The organism is Vibrio phycocola, assembly GCF_053850235.1.
The window spans coordinates 24,863-50,403 of record NZ_JBSQDJ010000010.1; the positions used below are offsets into that span (position 1 = coordinate 24,863).

Genomic DNA, 25,541 nt, shown 5'->3' on the forward strand with positions numbered 1-25,541 from the left:
TTTCTCATAACAACATGGTGATTTTGCATAAGTGAATATGCTGTCACACCTCGAAAAATAAACTTACCATAAATGCGAATAAATATCATTACAGGAAATTTTAATTCCAATGAAATGGATTGTATTAGCAGCATTGATTGCAACTTGGGTAGGACACACAAACGCAATGACATTAACACTCGATCAGACCCATCATTTCGATGCGAATCAGAAAGAATCCGTCGTAATCCCTGTCGACCAACCTCGCTATTTACGAGGATATATTCGCAGTGACTCTACTTTGGCCAAAGTAAATATCCGAAATTCACAAGGAAAGATAGTAAAGACTCTTATTGGTTCACCAAGCAAAGAGGTGGAGATTTTTTGGTTCATCGCACAACCTGATGACTACCAATTTGAATTTACCAGCGTTAAACAAACTCCTGTAAATATTGAATTGCGCTTCAATGAGTTAGCATTAAAAAACAACCAATATCTCTCACCAGATATCCCCATCATTAGTCCTCTTCTTATGGAGACGGCAAAACAACTCAATCAAGATACAAGTGAAGCTGAACAAGTTTTTTGGCAGCAGTTAAAAACCAGAGGTGGAGCACCGCTGGTTGAATACAAAGAAAATGGCAATGCCATTGTGACCTTTCTTTATAAAGGTATCGCCAATAATGTTAGATTACTCGGCGCTCCCTATAGTGGTCATGAACATCTAAGACAGTTGGGTAACAGTGGTATTTGGTTTCATTCATTTGAAGTTCCGCCAGACACTCGGCTGTCATATCAAATCGCGCCTAATGTTCCCCAACTCATTGACAGTAAAAGCAGAGAACAAAGAAGGGCTGTACTTGCAACCGCCCAGCCCGATCGATTAAACCCTAACCCAAACTTTGGTGAAGGTGATAATTTATTTGGATCGGCTTCAACGCTAACACTCTCTCATAACATCAACGACAATTTCGTCAATGATATTAATAACCCCAAAGGGTCAGTCACTGATTTTATCTATAATGGCAACGAAAACTCACTCCCTCGAAAAGTGAGTATTTACCAACCCAATAGTCTCTATCCGATTGAAAGTAATGCGCCACTTTTAATTCTATTTGATGGCGACGCTTATCTAGATAAAGTACCAACACCTATTATTCTGGACAATTTGATCGCGAAAAAGATCGTGCCACCAATGCGCGCCGTGTTTATCAATACTCCACTCCCCAGCATGAGAGGAAAAGAGCTCACTCCCAATAAAGCGTATTCCGATTTTCTAGCCTTAGAGTTTATGCCATGGCTTTGTGAGCAACAGACAATTTGCCCGAATGCAGAAGACACGATTTTATCGGGTTCGAGTTATGGCGGTTTAGCCTCAATGCACATCGCATTTCAGCATCCCGAGAAATTTGGCAATGTACTTAGTCAATCAGGCTCTTTCTGGTGGGCACCTCAGTCGGATACCTCCTCAGAGTCAACCAACAATTGGATGGCTGATCTCATTCGCTCCGAACCCAACAAGCCTATTCACATTTACCTAAATGCTGGTTTATTCGAAATAGAGCCTGCCTCAAAAAACATCCTAGACACCAACCGACAACTCTATAAAGCGTTATTAGAAAAAGGGTATACAACCACTTTTCAAGAAGCACCGGGTGGTCACGACTACTTTAGCTGGCGAGTTATGTTGGTGCAGGGTTTAACAACACTTTTTACCAATAAAAATAAAGATTCAATCTAATAAGGGATTACCATGACATCATCAAAATTAAGCCTTGCAGTGGCGATAGCGCTCTCATCGACAACACCTTTATCCAGCTTTGCAAATGAAGGTAACCACGATATGGACGTTATGGTTGTAACTGCAGCGCAGCACGAGACTTCCATTAAAGACGCCCCCGCTTCGATTTCTGTAATCACTAGCGAGGAAATCAATAAACTTCCTGCTACAGATATTACGACAGCATTGGAGAGCGTTGCTGGTGTCCACATATCCAAAAGTACAGGGAGCGAAAATAAAATCATTATTCGCGGCCTTCACAACCAAAACTCCTCAAATGGTAACTACACCTTAATTTTGGTCAATGGACGACGTACTAGCTCCAGTGAAACCGTTATTCGTGGAGCATCGTTTGATTTATCGAGTATTCCACTCAATTCGATTGAGCAAATTGAAGTCGTTCGAGGCCCAATGTCTTCACTTTATGGTAGTGAAGCCATTGGAGGCGTGGTTAATATTATTTTGAAAAAGCCAGACGAAGAAACCCATGTATCGGGAGGATTCACTTATAGCACTCCAGATGACAACAATGCTCATAGTTTGGTTTCTAATGCTGATGGCGAGTTGAAGGATGGTAATGCATTTATTACTGGGTCCATTATCCCTAATGTACTTATGTATACCCTTTCTGTCGATGTGAGCAAACAAGATGCTTGGTTCCCTGACAATGCAGGAGATGACTTCACTCCCCAAGCAGAACAAGAACAAAAAGCCATCCGAGCAGCTTTAACATGGTTACCGACAGACCGAGATGAAATTTATTTTGATCTCGCGTTCGCCGACGATGACAGAACAGAATACAGCTATACCAGTTCCAGCAACTCCACAAGTGTAAATTTCTACGATAGCGAAAAGCTCACCTCAACTCTTGGGCACAGTCGCAATTGGGATTGGGGTGAATCAGACTTCTCTTACTTCTACGAAAACTCTAAAGTTCATGAAAACAACGCTCACCCCCTCGTTGATGAAGCTGATATGGTACAAAGTAACCACACTTTTGATGGTCGATTTGAATTAACTGATTATGACAACCAACTTATCTCGATTGGAGGACAAGCTTTTTACACCAGTGTGGATAACCAACGCGACTACACAGCCGATCGCTCCATAACTCAAACTGCCATTTACGCACAAGACGAGTATTCAATTAGTGATGATCTAACAGCAACGGTAAGTGGACGAATAACCCACAACAACCAATACGGAAATGACTTTAGCCCAAGGGTTTATTTTGTCTATAACGGTATCGATAATTTTACGTTTAAGGGGGGCTACGGTGAAGGGTTTAAAGCGCCGACTATCTTCCAATCATCTGAAGATTTCGGGCTCGTGAGTTGCGGAGGTAGTTGTACGTTGATCGGTAATCCAGATCTTAAACCACAAACCTCAAAAACATACGAATTTTCTACGATGTATTATGCCAATCGAGGTTACGTCCAAGGTACTTTATTCTTTAATGATGTTAAGAACTTAATCGATAGAGATACCGATCCATACAGCAATTATGGTGCAACCATTATTCAATACGAAAACTTCGAAAGTGTTGAAACGAAAGGTATCGAACTTGAAGGCGAATTCGATGTATCAGAAAGCCTCTCTCTCGTGTCTAATGCGACTTATACCAGCGCCATAGATAAATCCAATGACAGTGACATATCGTATACACCAGAATGGTTGGCCAATATCAACTTAAACTGGGTCGCTTCAGACAATCTTGCATTATTTGCTGGTGTTAATTACACAGGTAAACAAAAAGATAGCAACGATGAGTCGCTTGACCCATATTCCATATTCTCAATTGGTGGATCATACGATATCAATAACAATTTCACCGTCAAAACAGGTATCACAAATCTTACCGATGAGCGTTTAGATGAATCTGACCAAGACTACGAAGACACTGAAGTTGGTCGAACATATTATGTGAAAGTCGATTTCGCGTTTTAGAAAAATTCAGCAACTAAATGACTGTAATATTCATTCCACTATGATTATTTACCCACCAGAAACCTGGTGGGTTTTTACTATAATAAAACTGTAATTTGTTGATATTACGATATTAACAATAAAAGAACGTTGAGGTATATCCCGCTAATTTCTACACAATGTTCGTGACAACAATTGAATTAAACAATCAACAAATAGTTTAAATTTATAGAAATAAATAGCCAAATATGTAGTTTGGTGCACATAGTTATAGATTGATGGCGTAAAAGGTAACATTTTTCATCAGACATCCCTCATATACTAAATCTGACGTCTATACTAATTAGATAATAACAAGAGAAGGAACAGTTATGAGTATGAGACAGTTCAAGCGATATACACCAAGTATGATTGCTAAACATATTTCTCGATTTTTTAAAGGTTCTATTTATATTTATGGCGTCGGTAAATTCGATTTTAATTACGGTAAATTGCTTCTCCCAGAAGAAGCACAGCAACTTCACTACCAAACCGTAAAAGAAATCAATCTCGAAATCAGCAAACTCCGTTGTGCAGTAGCTTAACAACAACGGCTTAACATAATTAATGCTCTAAAAGTGGTCATTGAGTCTAAGTTGTACTCAACGTAAGACCGCTTTTAAGCAACCAATAAACCTCTTATATTTTATACGCAGACCGACTAATTTATCTAAATTAATCAACGGCTATATCTGGCAGTTCACCTTCAAGTCCAAGCGCTCGCTTTATAACGTGATGCTTAGGACCACTTAAATGATCAAATAACGACATCCCCACGCCTCGAATCAACTTTTTAGCAGGGTTTTCACCAGAGAACAGCTCTTTAAACCCTTGCATTGAAGCAACCATTTTTGCCGCTTCTGCTTTACGCCAACGCTCGTATGAACGTAAGTTGCGTCGTACACCAACGTCCTTTCCTTGTTGCCAGACGAGGATCAGTTCTTGAGCCAATGAGGCCGCATCCAGTAAACCAAGGTTAACCCCTTGCCCCGCTAAAGGATGAACGGTGTGTGCAGCATCTCCAACTAAGGCAATTCTTTCACGAGTAAAATCTCTAGCAAAACGCATTTTTAAAGGCACGACGGCACGTTCACCAAGCAAGGTCGTTAGACCAAGTTGATTATCAAACTCCACGGTTAAATGACGCTCAAAATCGGCTGCAGAAAGTGCAAGCAACTCATCTGCCCGGTCAGGTTCTGTAGACCATACAATCGAACAGCTATGGGGGTCATTTAAAGGCAAGAATGCCAATGGGCCTTGCGGTGTAAATATCTGACGTGCAATCCCTTGATGAGGTTCTACCGTCTTTATATTGGCCACGATCGCATTATGACCATAATCCCAATGAGTCAATGGAATATCACTTTGCTTTCTGACCCATGAGTTTGCACCGTCAGCCCCAACGACGAGTTTTGCGGTCAGTGATGCCCCATTATCCAGAGTCAGCCACACTTCACTCTCACCTGTCGCCATTGTTTGACATTGGTTTGGCATAAACAAGGTCACGTTTGACTGCTGTGTCACTCGATCAAGTAAAGATAACTGAATTACACGATTCTCGACAATATGGCCAAGATTATTTTGAGCTATCATCTGCGCGTCAAACTCAATAGAAGCAAAACTGTCTTGCTCCCATACTCGCATCCCTTGGTAAGGTGCAGCACGGCGCTCAACAATGCCATTCCAAGCACCAATATGACGCAGGATTTTTTCACTAGAGCGATTCAACGCCGAAACGCGCAAATCAATCGAATCGCTCATCGTTGATTTAGGGGTATGACTTTCGATAATCGCGATACGTAAATCCGTTTCACTTAATGCAGCGGCAAGCGTCAACCCCACCATACCGCCACCAACAATCGCTATATCAAAACTTTGCATTATATTGTTACCTTTATCAACGAGAGACTAAGCCCAGTGTGCGCTTAAATAAGGGAGCTTTTACCGCAGGAAGTGTATCGAATGCCATCAATCCTAGATTACGCCCAACAACTGTTGGCCACCAAGTATTTGAGAATAGATGAACCAGAGAAGAAGTCATTGTTATCGTAAGCTCTCGATCTTGCTCTCGGCGCTGACGATATTGTTCGAGCCCTTGGTATTTGCCCAAATCTAAGTCTATACCCAATTGATTATCTTGAGAGACTTGTGCCTGTAAACATTCAACTAAGGTTGATACATCTCGAATTCCAAGATTAAATCCCTGACCAGCAATAGGATGTAAGGTTTGTGCAGCATTCCCAACAGCAGCAAAACGATGTGATATTGTCTGCGGTCGAGAGCGTAGCACCAAGGGGTAACTCGAGCGTTGTCCGACTTTTTTCAATGCACCTAAGCGCCACCCAAATTGACTCTGTAGTTGCTCAAGAAACAATGAATCCTCTGACTGCATTAACTCATCAGCGCGATCAGGGGACACACACCAAACCAACGACATTCGATTCTGACTCATGGGCAACAATGCTAATGGACCTGATTGAGTAAAGCGTTCAAACGCTCGTCCATTGTGATCTTCAGACAAGCCAATATTTGCAATCACGGCAACCTGATTAAAGTCATGTTCGTCTAAAGCTAAACCAATCTGCTTGCTGCTATCTGACTGAGCACCATCGGCAGCAACCAAGAGCTTACTATTAATAACGCAATCATCATCCAATGTGATCGCAACAGAATCAATTGAACGCTGAACATCAATAATTCGCTTCTGTGAAAAAAACGTTATCGAGCTGGATTCCTTAAGCATATTAGCGTAAATCTTACCAACATCAGCCAATTCAACCACATAGCCTAACGCACTAAGGTGGTGCTCTTGAGCTGTAATTTCAGTCATTCCTGCATGACCTTGATCGGTAACGCTGATATGTTCAATGGGAGTCGCGGCAACCGCTAATTCATCCCATAAAAAAAAACGCTTTAAGATTTCTACGGTGCCAAATGATAAAGCGATCGATCGAGAGTCAAACCCAGGATGTTCGGAGCTCTCGGCTAGATAAGGTTCCACTACCGCAATCGACGCCTTATCACCCATAGCGTTGGATAATATTAAGGCTAACGTCGCACCAGTCATTGCACCACCAGCTATAACGACATCAAAATCTCTCGATTCTATAGTCATCTATTCATTACCTTAAAATAGTTCCCTAATGAGTGCTTAGTGCACTGTCGGCGCTTTAGCATTTGGTTTCGCTACAAAACCATGATCGGCATGTAAGGTCAGGACACAGACTTTAATATGCTCAATAACCTGCTCCAATAATAGTGCTTGCTCAGGGAGGTCATCATCTTCATCAATGCCTAATTTGGCTATTTCTTCAAGATCGCCAATTGCCTCTTTACCTTCGGTAGTCAGTTTACGAAGGTCGAGTCCAATTAGACCAATGCCTGATATTATATGATTTACCAGCTCAGCAACCGCATCACTTCGCTCAAACAATCCTTCTTTTCCTTCGCCATCGGGAAGCAATAGTGTTAGCGCCATATCCGTATCAATCAGTTCTTGTTGAGAGAAACGCAGCAACTGCTCTGTTTTCTTTTGAACAGCAATAGGCCATGCTAATCCATCGTTTGTATAGTCAAATAACAGTGGCTGCCAGCTTTTGTCTTCAACATCTAAACCACCGCTTAACATACCTAAGAGCAACCCTTGAACTTCCGCCGGAGTCACAGCCAACATTGCAGCCTTTAAATCATTTGAAAAAGATTGGTACTCAGGAAGTTTAATTTCGCTTGGTTTATCACTCATGGTGGTTAGCTCTATCATCTTAAAAATTAAATTAATCCTACCACTGATATGGGGTTGTCGAAACGATAAAAGCGATAAATTATCCTCGGGAGTTGATGAATTGTCTAAGTTTTGAGTAGTTGATTTAGCATTTCAGCATCCATCACGGGAAACACTTGAATCTTACGAGCCCTTTACCTATAGTTTCCTTCTTACAGTGACGATAGTATCATTGCTGACATAGGTTAAAAAAACGATGGTTAACTCATGAGCACTCAAGTAGTAGACGTTGAAATCTTAGGAAAACTCACTCGGGTCAATTGTCCTTCAGGGCAAGAAGAGTCGTTGATAAAGGCTGCGCAAGATTTAGATCAACGACTAAAAGAAATGGCAGAGCGAACAAAAGTAAACAATGAACTCAATCTTATGACTATTATGGCTCTAAACATAAGCTATGAGTTACAGACGTTGAAAGGCGAAAAAGAAAACAATCAATCAGAATTCGTCGATAGGCTCGAAAAACTTACCGAGTCTCTAGAACAGGCGTTGAGCAAAACTGCCGAAGCCTAACACTTTGGTCATTTGAACTAGAATTAAATTTTACCCTGGGGTGTTCGTCAGAGGATTTACGTCCCCGAGCCGATAAGCAACATCCAAGGGTTAGTATTCAATCGCTATTGTGCAAGCTCGGCTAGTACCGAGAAGCCTGAGGTGGTTCTTGCTGACCCGCCTTGAACTCGCTGGTTCAAGGGCCATTAATTCTCAACGGCACTTTGGGGTATTCCACATGACTCTTCATTCAAGACAATACGTTCGTAAGACGATTCGAACTCAACGTCGGTTACTTTCTTCTGCACTTCAGCAACAAGCTAGCGCTGATTTAGTTGAACAAGCCAACACGTTAGCTGAGCTTCAAAATGCACAACATATCGCTATTTATCTATCTTCCGATGGTGAACTCGATACGCTCCCGCTAATAAAACAGCTCTGGCAACAAAACAAATCCGTTTATCTGCCTGTGATTCATCCTTTCTCTTCCGGTAACCTTCTCTTTTTGCGTTATCAACCCAATACTGAAATGACGTTAAACCGTTATAAAATTTCTGAACCAAAACTAAAAAAAGATCTGATTATTCCCGTTGATCAGCTCGATATTATTTTTACCCCATTGGTGGCTTTTGACACAAAAGGAAAACGATTGGGGATGGGTGGCGGATATTACGATCGAACGCTATCTACTTGGTTTAAAACAGGTATTGGAGCAACGCCGATTGGTTTAGCTCATGATTGTCAGCGAGTCGATGCCTTACCAAATGAAACATGGGATATACCATTACCAAAAATAATAACACCAAGCAAAATATGGACTTGGGATTAGCTCAAAAATAACGCTATAATCGCCGCGAATTATTTATCAATGTAATCGTTCCGGAGATGAACATGACTCAAGATGAGATGAAAAAAGAAGCGGGTTGGGCTGCATTAAAGTATGTGGTTAAAGGCGGCATTATTGGTGTTGGCACAGGTTCAACCGTAAATCATTTTATCGATGCACTTGGGTCGATTAAAGATGACATAAAAGGTGCGGTATCCAGTTCCATCGTATCAACTGAAAAATTAAAAGCGTTCGGTATTACCGTTTACGATTGTAATGACATTGAGAAACTCGATGTGTATATCGATGGCGCCGATGAAATCAATCCTGAACGAGACATGATTAAAGGCGGTGGTGCAGCTTTAACTCGTGAAAAAATTGTCGCCGCTATTTCTGACAAATTTGTTTGTATTGTTGATGGCACCAAAGCTGTCGATGTTTTAGGAAAATTCCCCCTCCCTGTTGAAGTGATCCCGATGGCTCGTGAGCAAGTCTCTCGTCAACTTTCTCAATTAGGCGGCACCCCTGTTTATCGAGAAGGTGTCATTACCGATAATGGCAACATCATTATTGATGTTCATGACTTAGCAATTACTGCTCCGAAAGAATTTGAAGCCACTCTAAATAATATTCCTGGTGTTGTCACAAATGGGCTGTTTGCTCATCGTGGCGCAGATGTAGTGATTACAGGCACTCCTCAGGGAACAAAAATAGAAGAATAAGTCTCTATTTTGGTTCGTAGTTAGTGTTATTTCTTAACAAACGGTACCATTCCGTGCCGTTTTATTACATATCGTAAAAAAATTATGGCTTATGACATAATTTTCTTACCCAAAAAGAATTTTTTTTGTTAATTTGTCGCACAGAATACGCATGAGGAAAACGTTTGCGTGTTGCTAAAATGTAAAATTTACACAGTAAGCAGCCCATATGACTCGTTTGTCCTCCTTTTGCATAATTAAGGACGAGAATAATGGCCAAAGTATCACTAGAAAAAGATAAAATTAAAATTTTGCTCCTTGAAGGCCTTCACAGCTCTGCCGTTGAAACCCTTCAAGCTGCCGGTTACACCAATATCGAATACCATAAAGGCTCAATTGATGAAGAACAGCTTCTAAAATCAATTTCTGATGCTCACTTTGTTGGTATTCGTTCACGTACTAACTTATCTGAAAAAGTCATCAATGCAGCGAAAAAACTCGTTGGTATTGGCTGTTTCTGTATTGGTACAAACCAAGTTGATCTAAAAGCAGCGGCAAAACGTGGTGTACCTGTATTTAATGCCCCATTTTCAAACACACGTAGTGTAGCCGAACTTGTTCTTGGTGAAATATTATTACTTCTCCGTGGTATCCCTGAAAAGAATGCCCTTGCTCACCGTGGTGTTTGGAAAAAAAGTGCCGACAACAGTGTAGAAGCTCGTGGAAAAAAACTTGGTATCATTGGTTACGGTCACATCGGTACCCAATTAGGTATTGTCGCTGAAAACTTAGGTATGCAAGTTTTCTACTACGATGTAGAAAATAAATTGTCGTTAGGTAACGCCACTCAGATAGCATCAATGACAGAACTATTGAATCAATCGGATGTCATTTCTCTTCATGTACCTGAAACCGCAGGAACGAAAAACATGATGGGCGAAGCTGAATTTGCAGCAATGAAACCGGGTGCGATTTTTATTAACGCCGCGCGTGGTACCGTTGTTGATATTGATGCTTTAGCCGCTGCACTTGAGTCTAAACACATTGGTGGCGCAGCTATTGATGTGTTCCCTGTTGAACCAAAAACCAATGCTGACCCATTTGAGTCACCATTATTGAAGTTTGATAATGTCTTGTTAACGCCACACGTAGGCGGTTCAACTCAAGAAGCGCAAGAAAACATTGGTTATGAAGTTGCTGGCAAGATTGCAAAATACTCTGATAACGGTTCAACCTTATCAAGCGTTAACTTCCCTGAAGTATCATTACCGGAATTACGTGAATGTTCTCGTCTACTGCATATTCACGAAAACCGTCCTGGTATTCTAAATCAGATAAACACCATTTTTGCTGAAGAAGGTATTAACATCGCAGCACAATACCTGCAAACTTCTCCAGAGTTTGGCTATGTTGTTATTGATGTGGAAACCGCTCGTTCAGAAGAAGCACTGACGAAACTGAAAAAAATCGAAGGTACATTGCGCGCGCGTATCCTTCACTAAGTAGTAATTAGCGAAATCAAATTACAAAAGTAAAAAGTCACCCTCGCGGTGACTTTTTTATTTGTCTAGTCCAATAAACCTGTCACTGCATTTTTTAATAACACGATTTATCACAAAAAAAGAGCCCTTCATCACGAAGAGCTCCTTATCTCATTTTTCAGTCGATTATATCTAACCGCTTTTATACCGCTTGCTGCACAATCACTGAATCCGCTTTATTGGTATAGAAATCCATAGTATGGAAGTTTAAGTAACGATACGTATCAGCAGCCGTAGCATCGATCTGTTTCGCGTACTCTAAGTACTCTTCCATCGTTGGAATTCTACCGATAATAGCACCAACTGCCGCAAGTTCAGCTGACGAAAGGTACACATTCGCACCCGTACCTAAACGGTTAGGGAAGTTACGTGTAGAAGTCGACATAACTGTTGATTCATCAGCAACTCGAGCTTGGTTACCCATACAGAGCGAACAACCTGGAGTTTCAATACGAACGCCTGCACGTCCAAAGATACCGTAGTAACCTTCAGCAGTAAGTTGGTCTTTATCCATCTTAGTCGGTGGTGCAATCCACAGACGAGTATCCAGTTGACCATTGAACTTCTCTAGCAGTTTACCTGCTGCACGGAAGTGTCCAATGTTGGTCATACAAGAACCGATAAAGACTTCATCAATACTTGTTCCTTGAACTTCAGACAATAAACGAGCGTCGTCTGGGTCATTTGGAGCACATAAGATAGGCTCTTTGATATCAGCAAGATCGATTTCAATAACATGCGCATATTCTGCGTCTTTATCAGCTTCCATCAAGGCTGGATTAGCTAACCAAGATTCCATCGCTTGAATACGGCGTTCAATGGTACGACGATCGCCATAACCTTCAGAAATCATCCACTTCAACATGGTGATATTTGAGTTCAAGTATTCAGAAATTGACTCTTCTGAAAGCTTAACGGTACAACCCGCAGCGCTTCGCTCTGCTGATGCATCTGATAACTCAAAAGCCTGTTCAACAGAAAGGTGTTCAACCCCTTCAATTTCAAGAACACGACCAGAGAATTCATTAATTTTACCGGCTTTTTCTACGGTTAATAAGCCTTGCTGAATACCGTAATACGGAATCGCATGAACTAAATCACGTAGCGTAATACCCGGTTGCATTTCGCCTTTAAATCGAACCAGAACTGACTCTGGCATATCCAACGGCATAACACCTGTTGCCGCAGCGAATGCCACTAAACCAGAACCAGCAGGGAAAGAAATACCTAATGGGAAACGAGTATGCGAGTCACCACCAGTACCAACGGTATCAGGTAATAGCATACGGTTTAACCACGAGTGGATTACACCATCACCTGGACGTAATGCCACCCCACCACGATTCATAATAAAATCAGGCAAAGTATGGTGAGTGTTCACATCGATTGGTTTTGGATAAGCAGAGGTATGACAGAAAGACTGCATGACTAAATCAGCAGAGAAACCAAGACAAGCTAAATCTTTGAGCTCGTCACGTGTCATAGGACCAGTGGTATCTTGAGAACCCACTGTCGCCATTTTCGGCTCACAGTAAGTTCCTGGGCGAATACCTTCAACACCACATGCTTTACCGACCATTTTCTGTGCTAATGTGAAACCTTTATCACTGTCAGCAACAGGAACTGGACGACGGAATACCGTTGATGGTTCAAGACCTAGTGCTTCACGAGCACGGTCTGTTAAACCACGACCGATGATCAATGGGATACGACCACCAGCACGAACCTCATCAATTAAGACGTCTGTTTTTAGTTCAAACTGAGCTAACTCTTCACCCGTATCATGATTGCAAACTTTGCCTTCAAATGGGTAAACATCGATAACATCACCCATGTTTAGTTTGGTGACATCAACTTCAATTGGCAATGCACCGGCATCTTCCATTGTATTGAAGAAAATTGGGGCAATTTTACCACCAAGTACATAGCCGCCCGCACGTTTATTAGGCACGAATGGGATATCATCACCCATAAACCACAATACTGAGTTTGTTGCTGATTTACGCGAAGAACCGGTACCGACAACATCACCCACATAAACTAATTGGTGACCTTTCGTTTGAAGGGCTTCAATTTGCTTGATAGGACCGATTGAACCATGTTGATTAGGCTCAATTCCTTCACGTTCATTTTTAAGCATGGCTAACGCATGGACAGGGATATCTGGACGAGACCATGCATCAGGAGCAGGTGACAGATCATCTGTATTCGTTTCACCTGTTACTTTAAATACGGTTAACGTTATTTTTTCTTGCAGCGCAGGTTTCGATAAGAACCATTCGGCTTCTGCCCAAGAATTCATAACTTGTTTAGCAAACTCATTTCCAGCTTTCGCTTTTTCTTCGACATCATAAAACGCATCGAACATTAATAGAGTATGAGACAAGGCCTCAACAGCTGTTGGCGCTAATGCATCGTTATCAAGTAAGCTGACAAGAGGCTCGATGTTGTAACCACCTTGCATAGTACCTAAAAGCTGAGCCGCTTTTGTTGGGTCTACAAGGGGTGATAATTCTTCACCACGGGTGATCGCCGCCAAGAAGCCCGCTTTTACATAAGCAGATTCATCAACACCAGGGGGAATGCGATTTTCTAAAAGATCTAGGATAAATGCTTCTTCGCCAGCAGGTGGCGCTTTTAATAATTCAACCAGACCGGTGACTTGTTCTACATCTAGGGGTTTAGGTACAACTCCCTCTGCAGCACGCTCTGCGACGTGTTTACGATAGGCTTCGAGCACGACTTCTTCCTCTTTTTGCTGTTGACCCCATTTATTATAGCTTTTAGGGTAAACGTCCTTGGAAACTTGGCGCTCACGGTGAACCTAAATGGTTGCCGAGAACTCCAAACTGTCCACCCAGAATAGCAAAGATACGCCTAAATGAAAATGAGTTCACTTGGCGCGGGTCCTCAACTTACGACTAAAGTCTTAGTTCAAGATTCGTCAAATACACATTTATTTACTATTTAAAGCTGGCTCCTACGACTAAATAGATCGAGTCATAGCTATTTTCAGTTCGTCCATAGCCGAACATAATCGGCCCAACCGGTGAGTCAATTCCTGCAAAAAGAGCTCCTGCATTGAATAAAGGCGCCTTCGATAGCGATAAATTAGAACTAGACCATACTCCACCGTACTCATAGGAAGCACCTAAATAGACTGGAGAAGTAAACACGCCAAAGTCGTTATCAAACCAGCGATAGCGATAATTCAAACTGGCGTAAGCTTTATTTTGACCACTTAGACTGTTACTTGGAATGCCGGAAAGATTCAGAAATCCTCCTATTGATAGCGGATTAATTGGATAATCAAACCGCTTACTATCCAACCTAGATAAGTCGCCTTGAACCATTAAGGTATGGCGTTCAAAGCTTCTCGCCATAATAGCCGATAAGTTATATTCAGAAACCCACTCGTCTAATCGATTCGAGTTGCTACTATCGCTTAATTCCGCTTTATCGTGCGACCGCATAAACTCCATATCAACATACTCGCCATCTCGAGGAAATTTAGAATTATCCAATGTATCGAATTGGTAGCGTGCATAAACGCCTCTGCGTTGATATTCCATATCACCTTGGGAAGGTAATCTCGCTTCACCGTCGGTAATCCGCATCCCAAATTCAAATTCATCCCAAGGGTTATATTGATAGCCAAGTGACAACTCACCCACCAACTCGACATAGTTCACCTCAAAATAGTTCTCGGCCGCACTCAAACCAGCAACTTCTACATCTTCATCAGAAAACTTACGCAGTTCATTTTGATACTCTAATGAGGTACTTGTGAAAACTTGTTGGTCTAAAGTAAGCGGACGAAAATACTCCAACCCAATACGGCGATCTGTCCCCATTTCCATTTCAAGCCGCAATTCACTGCCAATAGAATCTAAATCCGTAAAGCTGTTACTCATCCCTACCGAATATCGGCTTTGATCATCAAAGTCATCTTCTAACGCTAAGCGAAATGTTAAATAATTCGGCCCCCAAGATTTTTCTCGAACATGAACAATTAACTGATCTGAACCACCGGAAGAATCAACGTCATAAAAAATCAATTCAAACCGATCTAATGCATACAACTGGCGTATCCGCTGCTCAATCTGTTCAGTAGAAAGTGGCTGGTTGAGAGGAATATCTAACATTTCGCTCAATACTGCTTCACTATAGTGACTCTGATTGACCAGTTTGAGTGCGCTAAATTGCCATGTCTTACCTCGAGCAATGGGGTATGCGGCCTGTTCGATATTATTACGATAATCAGCATAATCAGAAGGTGTCATAGCGAGATTTTCTAAAGAAACGAAGGCTTGTTGAACCGATTCATACCCTTTCTGGTACGCTTCATCAAGACGGTCAAACTCTATCGTTTCCATATCGCCAACATCGGGCTTTAAATAAATGTCCCCTTCTAGTAATTCTTCTGCTTGTTTCTGCGAACTTTGACGTACTAAATAGTTAGAAAGTTGGTCAGCGACAGTAATGTAAGTGGTGAACTGTTCAGCATTTTTATAATCAGTACTAATATCTACGGCAATGACGATGTCTGCTCCCAGCGAACGGGCAACATCCACTGGCATATTATTAGTGACACCGCCATCGACCAATATATGCCCATCAACTTCATAAGGTGGAAGAATACTTGGAACAGACATGCTTGCCATAAAAGCATCCACCAAGTAGCCACTGTCTAAAATAAATGGCTCTAAGTTCACTATATCGGTTGCCACCGCACGGTAGCGAATCGGTAATTCATCAAATGAATTGAGACGAGGGATATGACCCGCAGCCTGACGGATGAGGCGCAACATATTTTGCCCCTGAATGACGCCTTTAGGTACACGAATATCAAGTGAATCATAACGAAAACCAAGATCAGCATCTAATTGATAGCGATCTTCAAATTCTTTTTCCCGAACATGGCGTAAACCTCGATCAACTTGATCACGATAACCGCTATTCCAATCCACCTGACCAATATGTTCGTGGATCTGCTCTGCGGTTTGACCACTGGCATATAAACCACCGACATAGGCCCCCATACTGGCTCCGGTGATAATATCAATCGGAATGTGCATCTCTTCAAGTGCTTGCAAAACACCAACATGAGCAGCTCCTTTTGCTCCCCCTCCCGCTAGAACTAACGCAATAACAGGACGCTCGCTAGGCTTGCGTGCTTGTATGGATGCATCGTCGTTCACTGTCGCCATAGCAGTCGTCATTGATCCCAATATTGAGAGACTTACCAACCATACAGCTCGCAACCCATGTTTTCCCATCATCAAGATTTTAGTTCCGTTCAGGTTCATTCGTAGCACTACCACTTAAATAACTTTTTAATCCAACCGCTTGGTGTTTTCTGCTTTTGACACGCTTGTTGATAAACACCATCTTCATCCCAGATGGGTAACTTAAAGTCGTTGCTGCAATCTAAGGTTAATCCACCACTTTTATTTTGGGAAAAACCGAACATTGAGATTCCGTTTGGCCATGGCAGCGATAATACGACCGCTCCGCGCTTGGCCAAGTAATTTGAATAGACCCGTTGAGCGCCCGTTGCACCGGTTAAGCCTGTTGATTTATTGTCATCTCGGCCAACCCAAATAGTCGTGACTTCCCGACCATCAACACCAACAAACCAACTGTCTCTAGTATCATTGCTGGTTCCAGTTTTTCCAGCTAAGCCAGCGGAAGGGAAACGCGTATTTAACGCTCTTCCCGTTCCTTCTAATACCGCTCGTTTCATCGCATAAGTCGTCAACCATGCAGCTTGCTGTCGCACAGATTGAGAGCTTTTAGGTAATGATTGATAGAGCACGTTACCATCAACATCAACCACAGAACGCAATGCCGACAATCTCGATCGTTTTCCAGAATTGGTTATCGTTTGATAGAGCTGAGCAACTTGAATTGGAGCGAGACTAAACGCCCCAAGGAACATAGACGGAACCGAGCGTAATTCCTGGCTATCCATGCCCAACGCAACCAAGGTTTTACTAACTTCATCAATGGTGACTTGCATCCCTAAATCGACTGTAGGGACATTAATGGATTTTGCCAAACCCAAGTAAAGTGGTACTTCTCCTCGAAATTTACGATCAAAGTTCTGCGGTGACCACACCTCACCATCATTGGATTTCAATGCAATAGGTTTATCAGATAATGTTGTTGCCAAAGTATATTTTTGGGGATCACTCAATGCCGTCAAATACACCGCAGGTTTCGCCAATGAACCAATTTGTCGACTCGCATTTAGAGCACGATTAAACCCATCATATCCTACCGTTTTCCCGCCAACGATAGCTCGAATCTCACCACTATGACGATCAACAGCCACCGCCGCAGATTCCAATTGTGCAGAGCCTAATTGAGGGATGGTTTTTGATACCGCTTGTTCGAGTTCAAATTGTGAAACCGGGTCGAGCGTTGTAAAGACTTTTAGCCCTTTATCAGATTCAAAGGAATCGCCGACCTGCTGTTTCAATTCAATGGCAACTTGCTGGAAATAGGCAGGCTGACGCTGAGCAATACTTGGGTTTTTAACCACATCTAATGGACGCTCAACAGCCATTGCGTATTGTTTTGCGGTAAGAATATCGTGGTCCATCATCAGTCTTAAAACCAGATCACGGCGCTTTTTCGCTCGTTCAGGAGAGCGCACTGGATTATAGTATGAAGGCCCTTTAACCATTCCCACCAACAAAGCAAGTTGATCTATTCTCAACTCTTGCAAAGGTTGTCCGAAGTAAAGTCGAGAAGCAAGACCGAAACCATGAATCGCTTGGGCACCGCTCTGCCCTAAATACACTTCATTCAAGTAACCTTCTAAAATTCGATCTTTGCTGTAGCGGTAATCAATAATCAGTGCCATTAAAGCTTCGCGGAACTTACGCCATAACGACCGTTCGCTGGTCAAAAATAGGTTTTTAGCTAGCTGTTGAGTTAATGTACTCCCGCCTTGAACCGTTCGTCCTGCTTTAAAGTTTACAACGGCCGCTCGAGCAATCGCGAAAGGAGCAATACCATCATGCTGATAGAAGTTACGATCTTCAGTGGTCAACAACGCATCCACCATCACTTCAGGAAATTGCTCTCTATGTAGGAATAGTCTCTGCTCTTCGCTGTTTTTTTCTAACATTCCTAGTAACTTGGGTTCAATACGTAAAAAACCCATATCTCCACGGCTTTCTAACGATTGAATACGCATCAACTCGTTACCATCAAAATGGAGCATCACATGACGTTCTGGCTCTGATGCATCGGAAAATTCAAACGGTCGCCGAATCAGCTCAATTCGTGTCGCTGAAGACGAATACTCCCCCGCATAACGTGGTTGCGTTACCTTGCGGTAATTGAGTACATCCAATTCTTGTCGAACTTCCTTCAGACTGATTTCATCACCAGGAGATAAGGTCAGTATGCGTGAATATACAACTGTTGGAAGCTTGAAGAGCTGCCCAGAAAAGCGCTGCTTAACAATATCGTCTAAATAAAAACCATAAAATACCAAGATCGTAAACCCAACTACCCCTAATTTCCAGGCAACGCTCCAGCTTTTCCTCAACCAACCGCGAGGCTTTTTGTCTTGCCCTTTTTTCTTCGAAGTACCAGATTTACTCTGCGTTTTTGAACTGCGTTTAGGTGTACTTTTTGACGTCGCTGAGCCACGAGTTGTCGGTTTCTTATCTGTCATCAGTTAAAGTGCCGCTTTGTTTTAGTGGTTGCAATATGATTAGCAGGATCATCAGGCCAAACATGCTTGGGATACCGCCCTTTCATCTCTTTTTGTACTTCCTTGTAAGATCCTGCCCAAAATGCCGCTAAATCTTGAGTTAATTGAATCGGCCGCTGAGCCGGTGATAGCAACTCAAGCAATAATCGCTTTGATCCTTGTGCAATTACTGGTGAAGTTTGTTCCCCATACACCTCTTGGATTCGAACCGAGAGTGTTGGTTCCGATCCCACTCTATATCGAATCGCTTTATGAGTTCCAGTCGGCAGTCTCCATTTAGGGGGCAGCCATTGGTCCAGTTGTTGATTTAAAGGCCAACCGAGATAAGCTTTGAGCGCTTCTGCATGAGGAAGGTTACTCAATTGTTTAGCAGTACGAACATTATTCATATAAGGCTCTAACCAAACTTCAAGGTTTTCCAATAATCCAGATTCATTAAACTCTGGCCAAGGTTCATTTGGGAGCCACTCAACAGCGCACCGTACTCTCTCAAGCCATTCGATAGTGGTTTGATTCAAATTTAATACAGATAAGCCATAGCGGCGAACATAATTTAGCAAAGCTTGTGTTATTTTTTCTTGGTCAGGTTCCTGCGATAGACGAGTAGTTAGCACTAACTGACCGCACATAACTCGTTGTTCCGCAATCAAACGACCTCGCTTTTCATCCCAATCGAGATGATCAACCTCCTTGGTTAAATGCGTCAAGTATTCCATTAATTCAGATAAAGAGATGTCACTCGCCAATTGAATTTGACTGTCGGCTCCGTGATGTCTCATCAAGTCACACACCACAAGATAACTTGCCTGAGAGAAAAGGAATTCCTGACGTAGCTTAGCCCCATGACCATTGGCCAGTTTAAATTCGGAGCTTTCTGAACGGCCTCGACGTTGCGCGATTCTATCGGGAAACGCTAAAGCCGCCGCAAGTCTTAAACACTGCTCATCCACTTTAGATAACTCAAACGATACATTGAGTTTGCGTGCTAACTGTTTAGATCGAGTCATCAGGCGCTGACGTTTGCTGTGTTTACCTTGTTGCCACAAATGGAATGCCATCGTTAAATCGGTACAATTAAAGTCGGGCTCTTCAATTAACACCGCACATGCGATAGCACTCACCATCCCTTTACTTCCCAACAGTCTTGATTGCAATAGCATACTAGCCAAACGAGGGTCTATTCCGAGCTGATACGCTTGCTGCCCCATAGTGGTCAATTGATGCTGCTGATCAATCAAACCGAGAGTAATAAGCAATTCTCTACTACGTTCAATCAACGCTTGCGGTGGTGTGTCGAGCCAGTTTAATTCTTTTACATCTCGTACTCCCCAGTTGGATAACTCCAATGCAGTACTAGTGAGATCAGAATGTAAAATATCAGGGACAGGTACTCTGGTTTGTTGTTGATATTGAGATTCAGAATATAACCGAACACAAATACCAGGTTCAATTCGCCCCGCTCGACCAGCACGTTGTTGGGCTGAAGATTGTGCTATTCGAACTTGCTCTAGCCTGGTTACGCCACTTACCGGATCAAAACGAGCATGTCGCTCTAACCCCGAATCAACCACGACTCGAACCCCTTCTATCGTTAGCGATGTTTCGGCTACATTTGTTGCCAATACCACTTTTCGCAGCCTAGATGTCACGGGTTTGATTGCTCGTTGCTGCTCTTGAAAACTAAGTTGGCCATAAAGAGGGGCGATGACAATATCATCACGACCAGATAAAGAGTCATTCAATGCCGCTTCTACGCGTTTTATAGAAGAAATACCGGGTAAAAAAGCGAGAATAGAGCCGGTCTCACTATCGCATAATGACGTGATTTTTTGCGCCATTTTAATGAATACATCATCGTTGGGATTGAGTGGCGCGTATCGAACTTCAATCGGATACGACCGCCCTTCGCACTCGATCATCAATGCTTCTGGCAACAAATTCTGGAGCGCATCACCATCTAATGTTGCTGACATCACCACCAACTTCAGGTCATCTCGCAAAGCTGTTTGAACTTCGAGCGATAAGGCTAACGCTAAATCTGCATGCAAACTGCGTTCATGGAATTCATCAAATATAATGACCTCAACACCGTTCAATTCAGGATCATCTTGGATCATCCGAGTGAGTACACCTTCAGTGACGATTTCTAACTGAGTTTGGTCACTCACCTTACTTTCACCTTTTATTCGATAACCTACCCGTTGCCCAACTTCTTGATTAAGCTGAGCGGCAACATAGTTAGCTATCGATTTAGCGGCCAAACGTCGAGGTTCGAGCATGATAATCTTGCCCGTTACGGTATCGCTACGTAACAAAGCTAAAGGAAAATAGGTCGATTTACCCGCTCCGGGCGCTGCTTGCAAGATAATCTGAGGGTGTGATTGGATACCAGAAATTAACTGAGGGATCACTGACTCGATAGGCAATTGTTGCAAAGCAAACCCCTTATGATTTAATGAAGCAATCATTGTACATAAAAACAGTAGATAAATGCAGTTCGATCCCGAGTTAAAATCCGCAATCTTAATCAAGCGCTATAAACGCTTTCTTGCCGATATTAAATTAAATGACGGCACTGAAACCACCATCCATTGCGCCAATACAGGAGCGATGACAGGGTGCGCGACTCCCGGTGATACCATTTGGTACTCACAATCCAATAACCCTAAGAGAAAATACCCATTTAGTTGGGAACTCACTTATACTCAACAAAATGATTATATCTGCGTAAATACAGTGCGCGCCAATCAACTATGTGTTGAAGCGATCAACGATCATCAAATTGATGAACTTCTGAATTACGAACAACTTAAAACAGAAGTGAAATATGGGCAGGAAAACAGTCGTATCGATATCCTACTTCGCTCTCCCAATCGAAGAGATTGTTACATCGAAGTAAAAAGTGTCACTTTACTCGACCAAACTGAAGGAAGTGACGCGAACGGTCAAGGTTACTTTCCCGACGCCGTTACGACTCGTGGGCAAAAACACCTACGAGAGTTAATCGAAGTCGTTAAAAATGGCGATAGAGCAGTATTATTATTCGCTATTTTGCATTCAGGGATTGAAAAAGTGTCGCCTGCCCACCATATAGATGCAACATATTCATTATTACTATTAGAAGCAATAAATACTGGTGTCGAGGTATTGTGCTATAAAGCTCAATTTACCAATCAATCACTAAAACTAACAACAGCGATTCCTTTTTCATCTGAAAAGATAAAAATTTGATGCGAGTGGCATATTAAACGCAGTTTGTTAATGAGTGGTTGCCACACATAGTACTTTTTGCTATAGATACCCGCCTTAAAATACTGCTCATGCAGTTGACTAGGTGTTTGTAGGAGATGCTGTATGCCTGAATCTAAAAAGAAAACGCTTGGCATCCTAGCCATTGCTGGTGTGGAACCATACCAAGAGAAATCTGGTGAAGAGTATATGTCACCTGACCAAGTGACACATTTCACTAAAATTTTAAGTGCGTGGCGTAACCAGCTCAGAGATGAAGTTGATAGAACAGTACACCACATGCAAGATGAAGCGGCGAATTTCCCTGATCCTGTTGATCGTGCTTCTCAAGAAGAAGAATTTAGCTTAGAACTACGCAACCGAGATCGTGAGCGTCGTTTAATTAAAAAGATTGAAAAAACCCTAATCAAAATTGAAGAAGACGAGTTTGGTTTTTGCGAATCTTGTGGCGTTGAAATCGGCGTACGTCGTCTAGAAGCACGCCCAACAGCCGATCTTTGTATTGACTGTAAAACTCTTGCAGAGATCAAAGAACGTCAAATGCAAGGCTAACAAGTCAAATAAACCAATACTAAGGGAGCGATTGCTCCCTTTTTTTATTTTCGCTACCATCATGACCTTCTTAGCCTAATTAAGGTCAGTTATGTGATGGATTTTCAAGCCTATTAATATGAATTACGTTGGTCGATTTGCCCCTTCCCCTTCCGGGCCACTGCATTTTGGTTCTCTAGTTGCAGCGCTTGGTAGCTATTTTCAAGCCAAAGCTAATCAAGGTGATTGGTTGGTTCGAATCGAAGATCTCGACCCTCCACGAGAGGTCCCCGGAGCAACCCAACAAATCCTACAAGCTCTCGAATGCTATGGACTAGAGTGGGATGGACAGATCCTTTATCAAAGTCAGCGTCATGATTTTTATCAAGCTCAAATTGACCAATGGTTAGCAAAGGGTGAAGCTTATTACTGCACATGCAGTCGAAAAGAGATTAAAGCCATGGGTGGATATTACACCGGTCTCTGTCGAACAAAGCTGATTTCCTCTAGCCAAGAGTGTGCGGTTCGTATCAAGATGCAACATCCTGTAACACAGTTTAATGATGTTCTTCACGGAAACACACTTATCCCTTTCGCATTAGCTGGCGAGGATTTTATTATAAAACGCAGAGATGGCCTTTTCGCGTATAACCTAGCCGTCGTCCTCGATGATATTGCTCAGGAGGTGACCGAAGTGGTCCGTGGTGCTGATTTAATCGAACCAACAGGACGTCAAATAAGTTTATATCGAATATTAGGACATCAGCCCATTCAGTATCTTCATCTACCACTAGCAATGGCTCAAGAAGGGCGTAAACTCTCAAAGCAAAATCATGCAGCTGCCATTGATATTTCAGATCCAAGACCCACATTAATCCAAGCCATGCGCTTTCTTGGATTTCAGTTACCACAGGACGTTACACTAGAATCCGTCGCGACAATTGTCGACTGGGGATGTAATAATTGGCAAATATGCCAACTACCTAACGAAACTGAGATCATACTTTAATTCTCAAATGACCTAGCCTGAGCTATTATTAGCCGCAAATTGAGTCAATAGACTCTTGGTCACTAATAAAGAACAAGATAGTTAATCGCTATTTTGTCCGAGCCGATGAATAAAAAAGAACAGAAAACACACATTGAACACCGTTATTTCGACCTTTCACTGAACGTTATCACACGTGAAGATCACGGTATTTCACGCAAGCAAATTAGCGATAATGCGCTTAAAGTATTATATCGACTCCACAGTAGCGGCTTTGAAGCCTACTTAGTCGGTGGCGGTGTGCGCGATATCTTGTTAAAACAAGAGCCAAAAGATTTCGATATTGCAACTAATGCAACGCCTGAACAAGTGCGCAAACTCTTTCGCAACTGTCGCCTTATTGGTCGCCGTTTTCGTCTAGCACACGTGATGTTTGGACGTGACATTATCGAGGTCGCCACATTCCGTGGACATCATCAGGAAAACAACAGTCAAACCAGTTCACAGTCTGATGCTGGAATGCTATTACGTGATAATGTTTATGGATCGATTGATGAAGATGCAGAGCGCCGAGACTTCACTGTCAACGCGATGTATTACAACATAGCTAACTACAGTATTCATGATTATGCCGGTGGTATTGAAGATCTCGAAGATCGACTAGTTCGAATGATCGGTGACCCAGAAACCCGCTACCGAGAAGATCCGGTTCGAATGCTAAGAGCGATTCGCTTTGCAGCTAAGCTCGATTTCGATATTGAAGAAGAGACCGCGGAGCCGATTGAAGACCTAGCACCATTGCTTAGCGATATTCCACCTGCACGCCTTTATGAAGAGTCATTAAAGATGCTTCAGTCAGGTATAGGGCTAGAAACCTATCACCTCATGCGAGAATATGGTTTATTTCAGCAACTGTTCCCTATCGTTGCCGAACATTTCACCGAAGACCATGAATCAATGACAGAGCAAATGCTTGATCTGTCACTTGATTCTACCGATTTGCGCATCGAAAGCGGAAAACGCGTCAACCCTGCGTTTATGTTTGCGGCCATATTTTGGTATCCGATGAAATCCATTGCCGATAAGTTAAGTACAGAATTAAACCTGTCCGAATACGATGCAATGATGGAAGCGGCCAATCAGGTGCTCGATCGCATTGTTAAACGTCTTGCGATTCCGCGTCGTCACACCACTACTATTCGTGAAATGTGGCAGATGCAATTTCGTTTAGAACGTCGCAATGGCAAACGAGCTTTCCGTTTACTTGAGTTAAATAAGTTCCGAGCTGGGTATGATTTATTGCTGATGCGAGGCGAGCTTGAGGGCGGTGAAGTTAAAAAACTGGCTGAATGGTGGAAGGCTTTCCAAAAGGCCGATCGCAACCTACGCCAACTAATGGTGAATGAGTTAGGCAAATCATCGACGGAGCCAGGCAAACCTCGTCGTCGACGTACGCCACGTAATAAGACGAAATCGTCGTGATGACGACCGTATTTATTGCCATCGGCAGTAATCTCAATGATCCTGTTGAACAAGCACAACGTGGAATAGACGCATTAAAGAGCATTCCACGTACTCGCTTTATCCGCTCATCTCAGCTGTATAGTAGCTCGCCAATGGGGCCACAAGATCAACCCGACTACATCAATGCCGTTGTCGAGATAGAAACACAACTGGCACCACTAGAACTGCTCAATTTAACTCAACAGATCGAATTAGAGCATGGTCGAGTGCGCAAGGATGAGCGCTGGGGACCACGAAGCCTAGATTTGGATATTCTTCTCTTTGGTCAACAAATTCTAGACAGTGAACGCCTAACAGTACCTCACTATGGAATGAAAGTTCGAGAGTTTGTCCTCTACCCACTCGCTGAAATTGCCCCAAATTTAATACTCCCTGATGGGACCGAATTAACCGACTTACTCAAACAAGTCGACAAAAATGGCCTCAGTATTTGGCAGCACGCCAACGCCAAGTAA

Annotated in this window: 19 protein-coding genes and 1 other RNA gene; 13 read left to right on the forward strand and 7 right to left on the reverse strand. The window is 42.6% G+C overall.

Annotation, left to right across the window (positions count from 1 at the left end):
* Positions 1 to 109 precede the first annotated feature (109 nt).
* From ACWU4D_RS14230 to ACWU4D_RS14240, 3 genes are all read left to right on the forward strand, one after another.
* Complete coding sequence (locus ACWU4D_RS14230; protein ID WP_456052109.1) at positions 110 to 1,720, forward strand: alpha/beta hydrolase-fold protein; 1,611 nt, start codon at positions 110 to 112, stop codon at positions 1,718 to 1,720.
* 12 nt (positions 1,721 to 1,732) lie between these two features.
* Positions 1,733 to 3,706 (forward strand): TonB-dependent receptor domain-containing protein, encoded by a 1,974-nt coding sequence (locus ACWU4D_RS14235; RefSeq protein WP_456052110.1) that lies wholly within the window; start codon positions 1,733 to 1,735, stop codon positions 3,704 to 3,706.
* Between the two features lie 356 nt (positions 3,707 to 4,062).
* Entirely contained in the window at positions 4,063 to 4,269 is a 207-nt protein-coding gene (locus ACWU4D_RS14240; protein ID WP_456052170.1) for a DUF1107 domain-containing protein, read from the forward strand.
* Between the two features lie 130 nt (positions 4,270 to 4,399).
* Here the strand turns inward: ACWU4D_RS14240 and ACWU4D_RS14245 are convergent, their stop codons facing one another.
* From ACWU4D_RS14245 to ACWU4D_RS14255, 3 genes are read right to left on the reverse strand one after another with little or no spacing between them, the layout of a single operon-like run.
* The gene (locus ACWU4D_RS14245) at positions 4,400 to 5,608 is read right to left on the reverse strand and encodes an FAD-dependent 2-octaprenylphenol hydroxylase (RefSeq protein ID WP_456052171.1); all 1,209 of its coding nucleotides are present in this window, start codon (positions 5,606 to 5,608) and stop codon (positions 4,400 to 4,402) included.
* A 13-nt stretch (positions 5,609 to 5,621) separates the two neighbouring features.
* Positions 5,622 to 6,839, reverse strand: a complete 1,218-nt coding sequence (ubiH, locus tag ACWU4D_RS14250; protein ID WP_456052111.1) for a 2-octaprenyl-6-methoxyphenyl hydroxylase — start codon at positions 6,837 to 6,839, stop codon at positions 5,622 to 5,624.
* A 36-nt stretch (positions 6,840 to 6,875) separates the two neighbouring features.
* A complete protein-coding gene (locus ACWU4D_RS14255) occupies positions 6,876 to 7,466 on the reverse strand; it encodes a UPF0149 family protein (protein WP_456052112.1) in 591 nt (196 codons plus the stop codon).
* 246 nt (positions 7,467 to 7,712) lie between these two features.
* On the opposite strand from ACWU4D_RS14255, the gene zapA reads away from it, so the two are divergent.
* The 5 genes from zapA (at position 7,713) to serA (ending at position 11,023) form a co-directional block, all read left to right on the forward strand.
* Positions 7,713 to 8,015 (forward strand): cell division protein ZapA, encoded by a 303-nt coding sequence (gene zapA, locus ACWU4D_RS14260; RefSeq protein ID WP_456052113.1) that lies wholly within the window; start codon positions 7,713 to 7,715, stop codon positions 8,013 to 8,015.
* A gap of 29 nt (positions 8,016 to 8,044) precedes the next feature.
* Positions 8,045 to 8,229: non-coding RNA, 6S RNA (ssrS, locus tag ACWU4D_RS14265), on the forward strand.
* A 3-nt stretch (positions 8,230 to 8,232) separates the two neighbouring features.
* The gene (locus tag ACWU4D_RS14270) at positions 8,233 to 8,823 is read left to right on the forward strand and encodes a 5-formyltetrahydrofolate cyclo-ligase (RefSeq protein ID WP_456052114.1); all 591 of its coding nucleotides are present in this window, start codon (positions 8,233 to 8,235) and stop codon (positions 8,821 to 8,823) included.
* A gap of 62 nt (positions 8,824 to 8,885) precedes the next feature.
* The gene (gene rpiA, locus ACWU4D_RS14275; protein WP_456052115.1) at positions 8,886 to 9,542 is read left to right on the forward strand and encodes a ribose-5-phosphate isomerase RpiA; all 657 of its coding nucleotides are present in this window, start codon (positions 8,886 to 8,888) and stop codon (positions 9,540 to 9,542) included.
* 251 nt (positions 9,543 to 9,793) lie between these two features.
* A complete protein-coding gene (gene serA / locus ACWU4D_RS14280) occupies positions 9,794 to 11,023 on the forward strand; it encodes a phosphoglycerate dehydrogenase (protein ID WP_456052116.1) in 1,230 nt (409 codons plus the stop codon).
* Positions 11,024 to 11,204: 181 nt separating this feature from the next.
* Here serA and acnB read toward each other — a convergent pair whose 3' ends face one another.
* From acnB to hrpB, 4 genes are all read right to left on the reverse strand, one after another.
* Positions 11,205 to 13,802, reverse strand: a complete 2,598-nt coding sequence (acnB, locus tag ACWU4D_RS14285; RefSeq protein ID WP_456052117.1) for a bifunctional aconitate hydratase 2/2-methylisocitrate dehydratase — start codon at positions 13,800 to 13,802, stop codon at positions 11,205 to 11,207.
* 223 nt (positions 13,803 to 14,025) lie between these two features.
* On the reverse strand, positions 14,026 to 16,371 hold the full coding sequence (locus ACWU4D_RS14290) for a patatin-like phospholipase family protein (RefSeq protein ID WP_456052118.1): 2,346 nt from the start codon (positions 16,369 to 16,371) through the stop codon (positions 14,026 to 14,028).
* 8 nt (positions 16,372 to 16,379) lie between these two features.
* Positions 16,380 to 18,755 (reverse strand): penicillin-binding protein 1B, encoded by a 2,376-nt coding sequence (gene mrcB, locus ACWU4D_RS14295; protein WP_456052119.1) that lies wholly within the window; start codon positions 18,753 to 18,755, stop codon positions 16,380 to 16,382.
* Positions 18,755 to 21,229, reverse strand: coding sequence for an ATP-dependent helicase HrpB (gene hrpB / locus ACWU4D_RS14300; RefSeq protein WP_456052120.1), 2,475 nt, complete (start codon positions 21,227 to 21,229; stop codon positions 18,755 to 18,757). Before hrpB ends, mrcB begins: the two co-directional genes overlap by 1 nt.
* Before the next feature lie 55 nt (positions 21,230 to 21,284).
* Between hrpB and sfsA the strand changes: the two genes are divergently transcribed.
* From sfsA to folK, 5 genes are all read left to right on the forward strand, one after another.
* Complete coding sequence (gene sfsA, locus ACWU4D_RS14305; RefSeq protein WP_456052121.1) at positions 21,285 to 22,025, forward strand: DNA/RNA nuclease SfsA; 741 nt, start codon at positions 21,285 to 21,287, stop codon at positions 22,023 to 22,025.
* A 123-nt stretch (positions 22,026 to 22,148) separates the two neighbouring features.
* Entirely contained in the window at positions 22,149 to 22,595 is a 447-nt protein-coding gene (dksA, locus tag ACWU4D_RS14310) for an RNA polymerase-binding protein DksA (RefSeq protein WP_456052122.1), read from the forward strand.
* Positions 22,596 to 22,713: 118 nt separating this feature from the next.
* Positions 22,714 to 23,583: a tRNA glutamyl-Q(34) synthetase GluQRS gene (gluQRS, locus tag ACWU4D_RS14315; protein ID WP_456052123.1), complete on the forward strand. Its 870-nt coding sequence runs from the start codon at positions 22,714 to 22,716 to the stop codon at positions 23,581 to 23,583.
* A 105-nt stretch (positions 23,584 to 23,688) separates the two neighbouring features.
* Positions 23,689 to 25,044, forward strand: coding sequence for a polynucleotide adenylyltransferase PcnB (gene pcnB, locus ACWU4D_RS14320; RefSeq protein WP_456052124.1), 1,356 nt, complete (start codon positions 23,689 to 23,691; stop codon positions 25,042 to 25,044).
* Positions 25,044 to 25,541 carry a 2-amino-4-hydroxy-6-hydroxymethyldihydropteridine diphosphokinase gene (gene folK / locus ACWU4D_RS14325; protein ID WP_456052172.1) on the forward strand — a complete coding sequence of 166 codons (498 nt, stop codon included), beginning with the start codon at positions 25,044 to 25,046 and terminating at the stop codon, positions 25,539 to 25,541. The genes pcnB and folK overlap by 1 nt, the downstream gene beginning before the upstream one ends.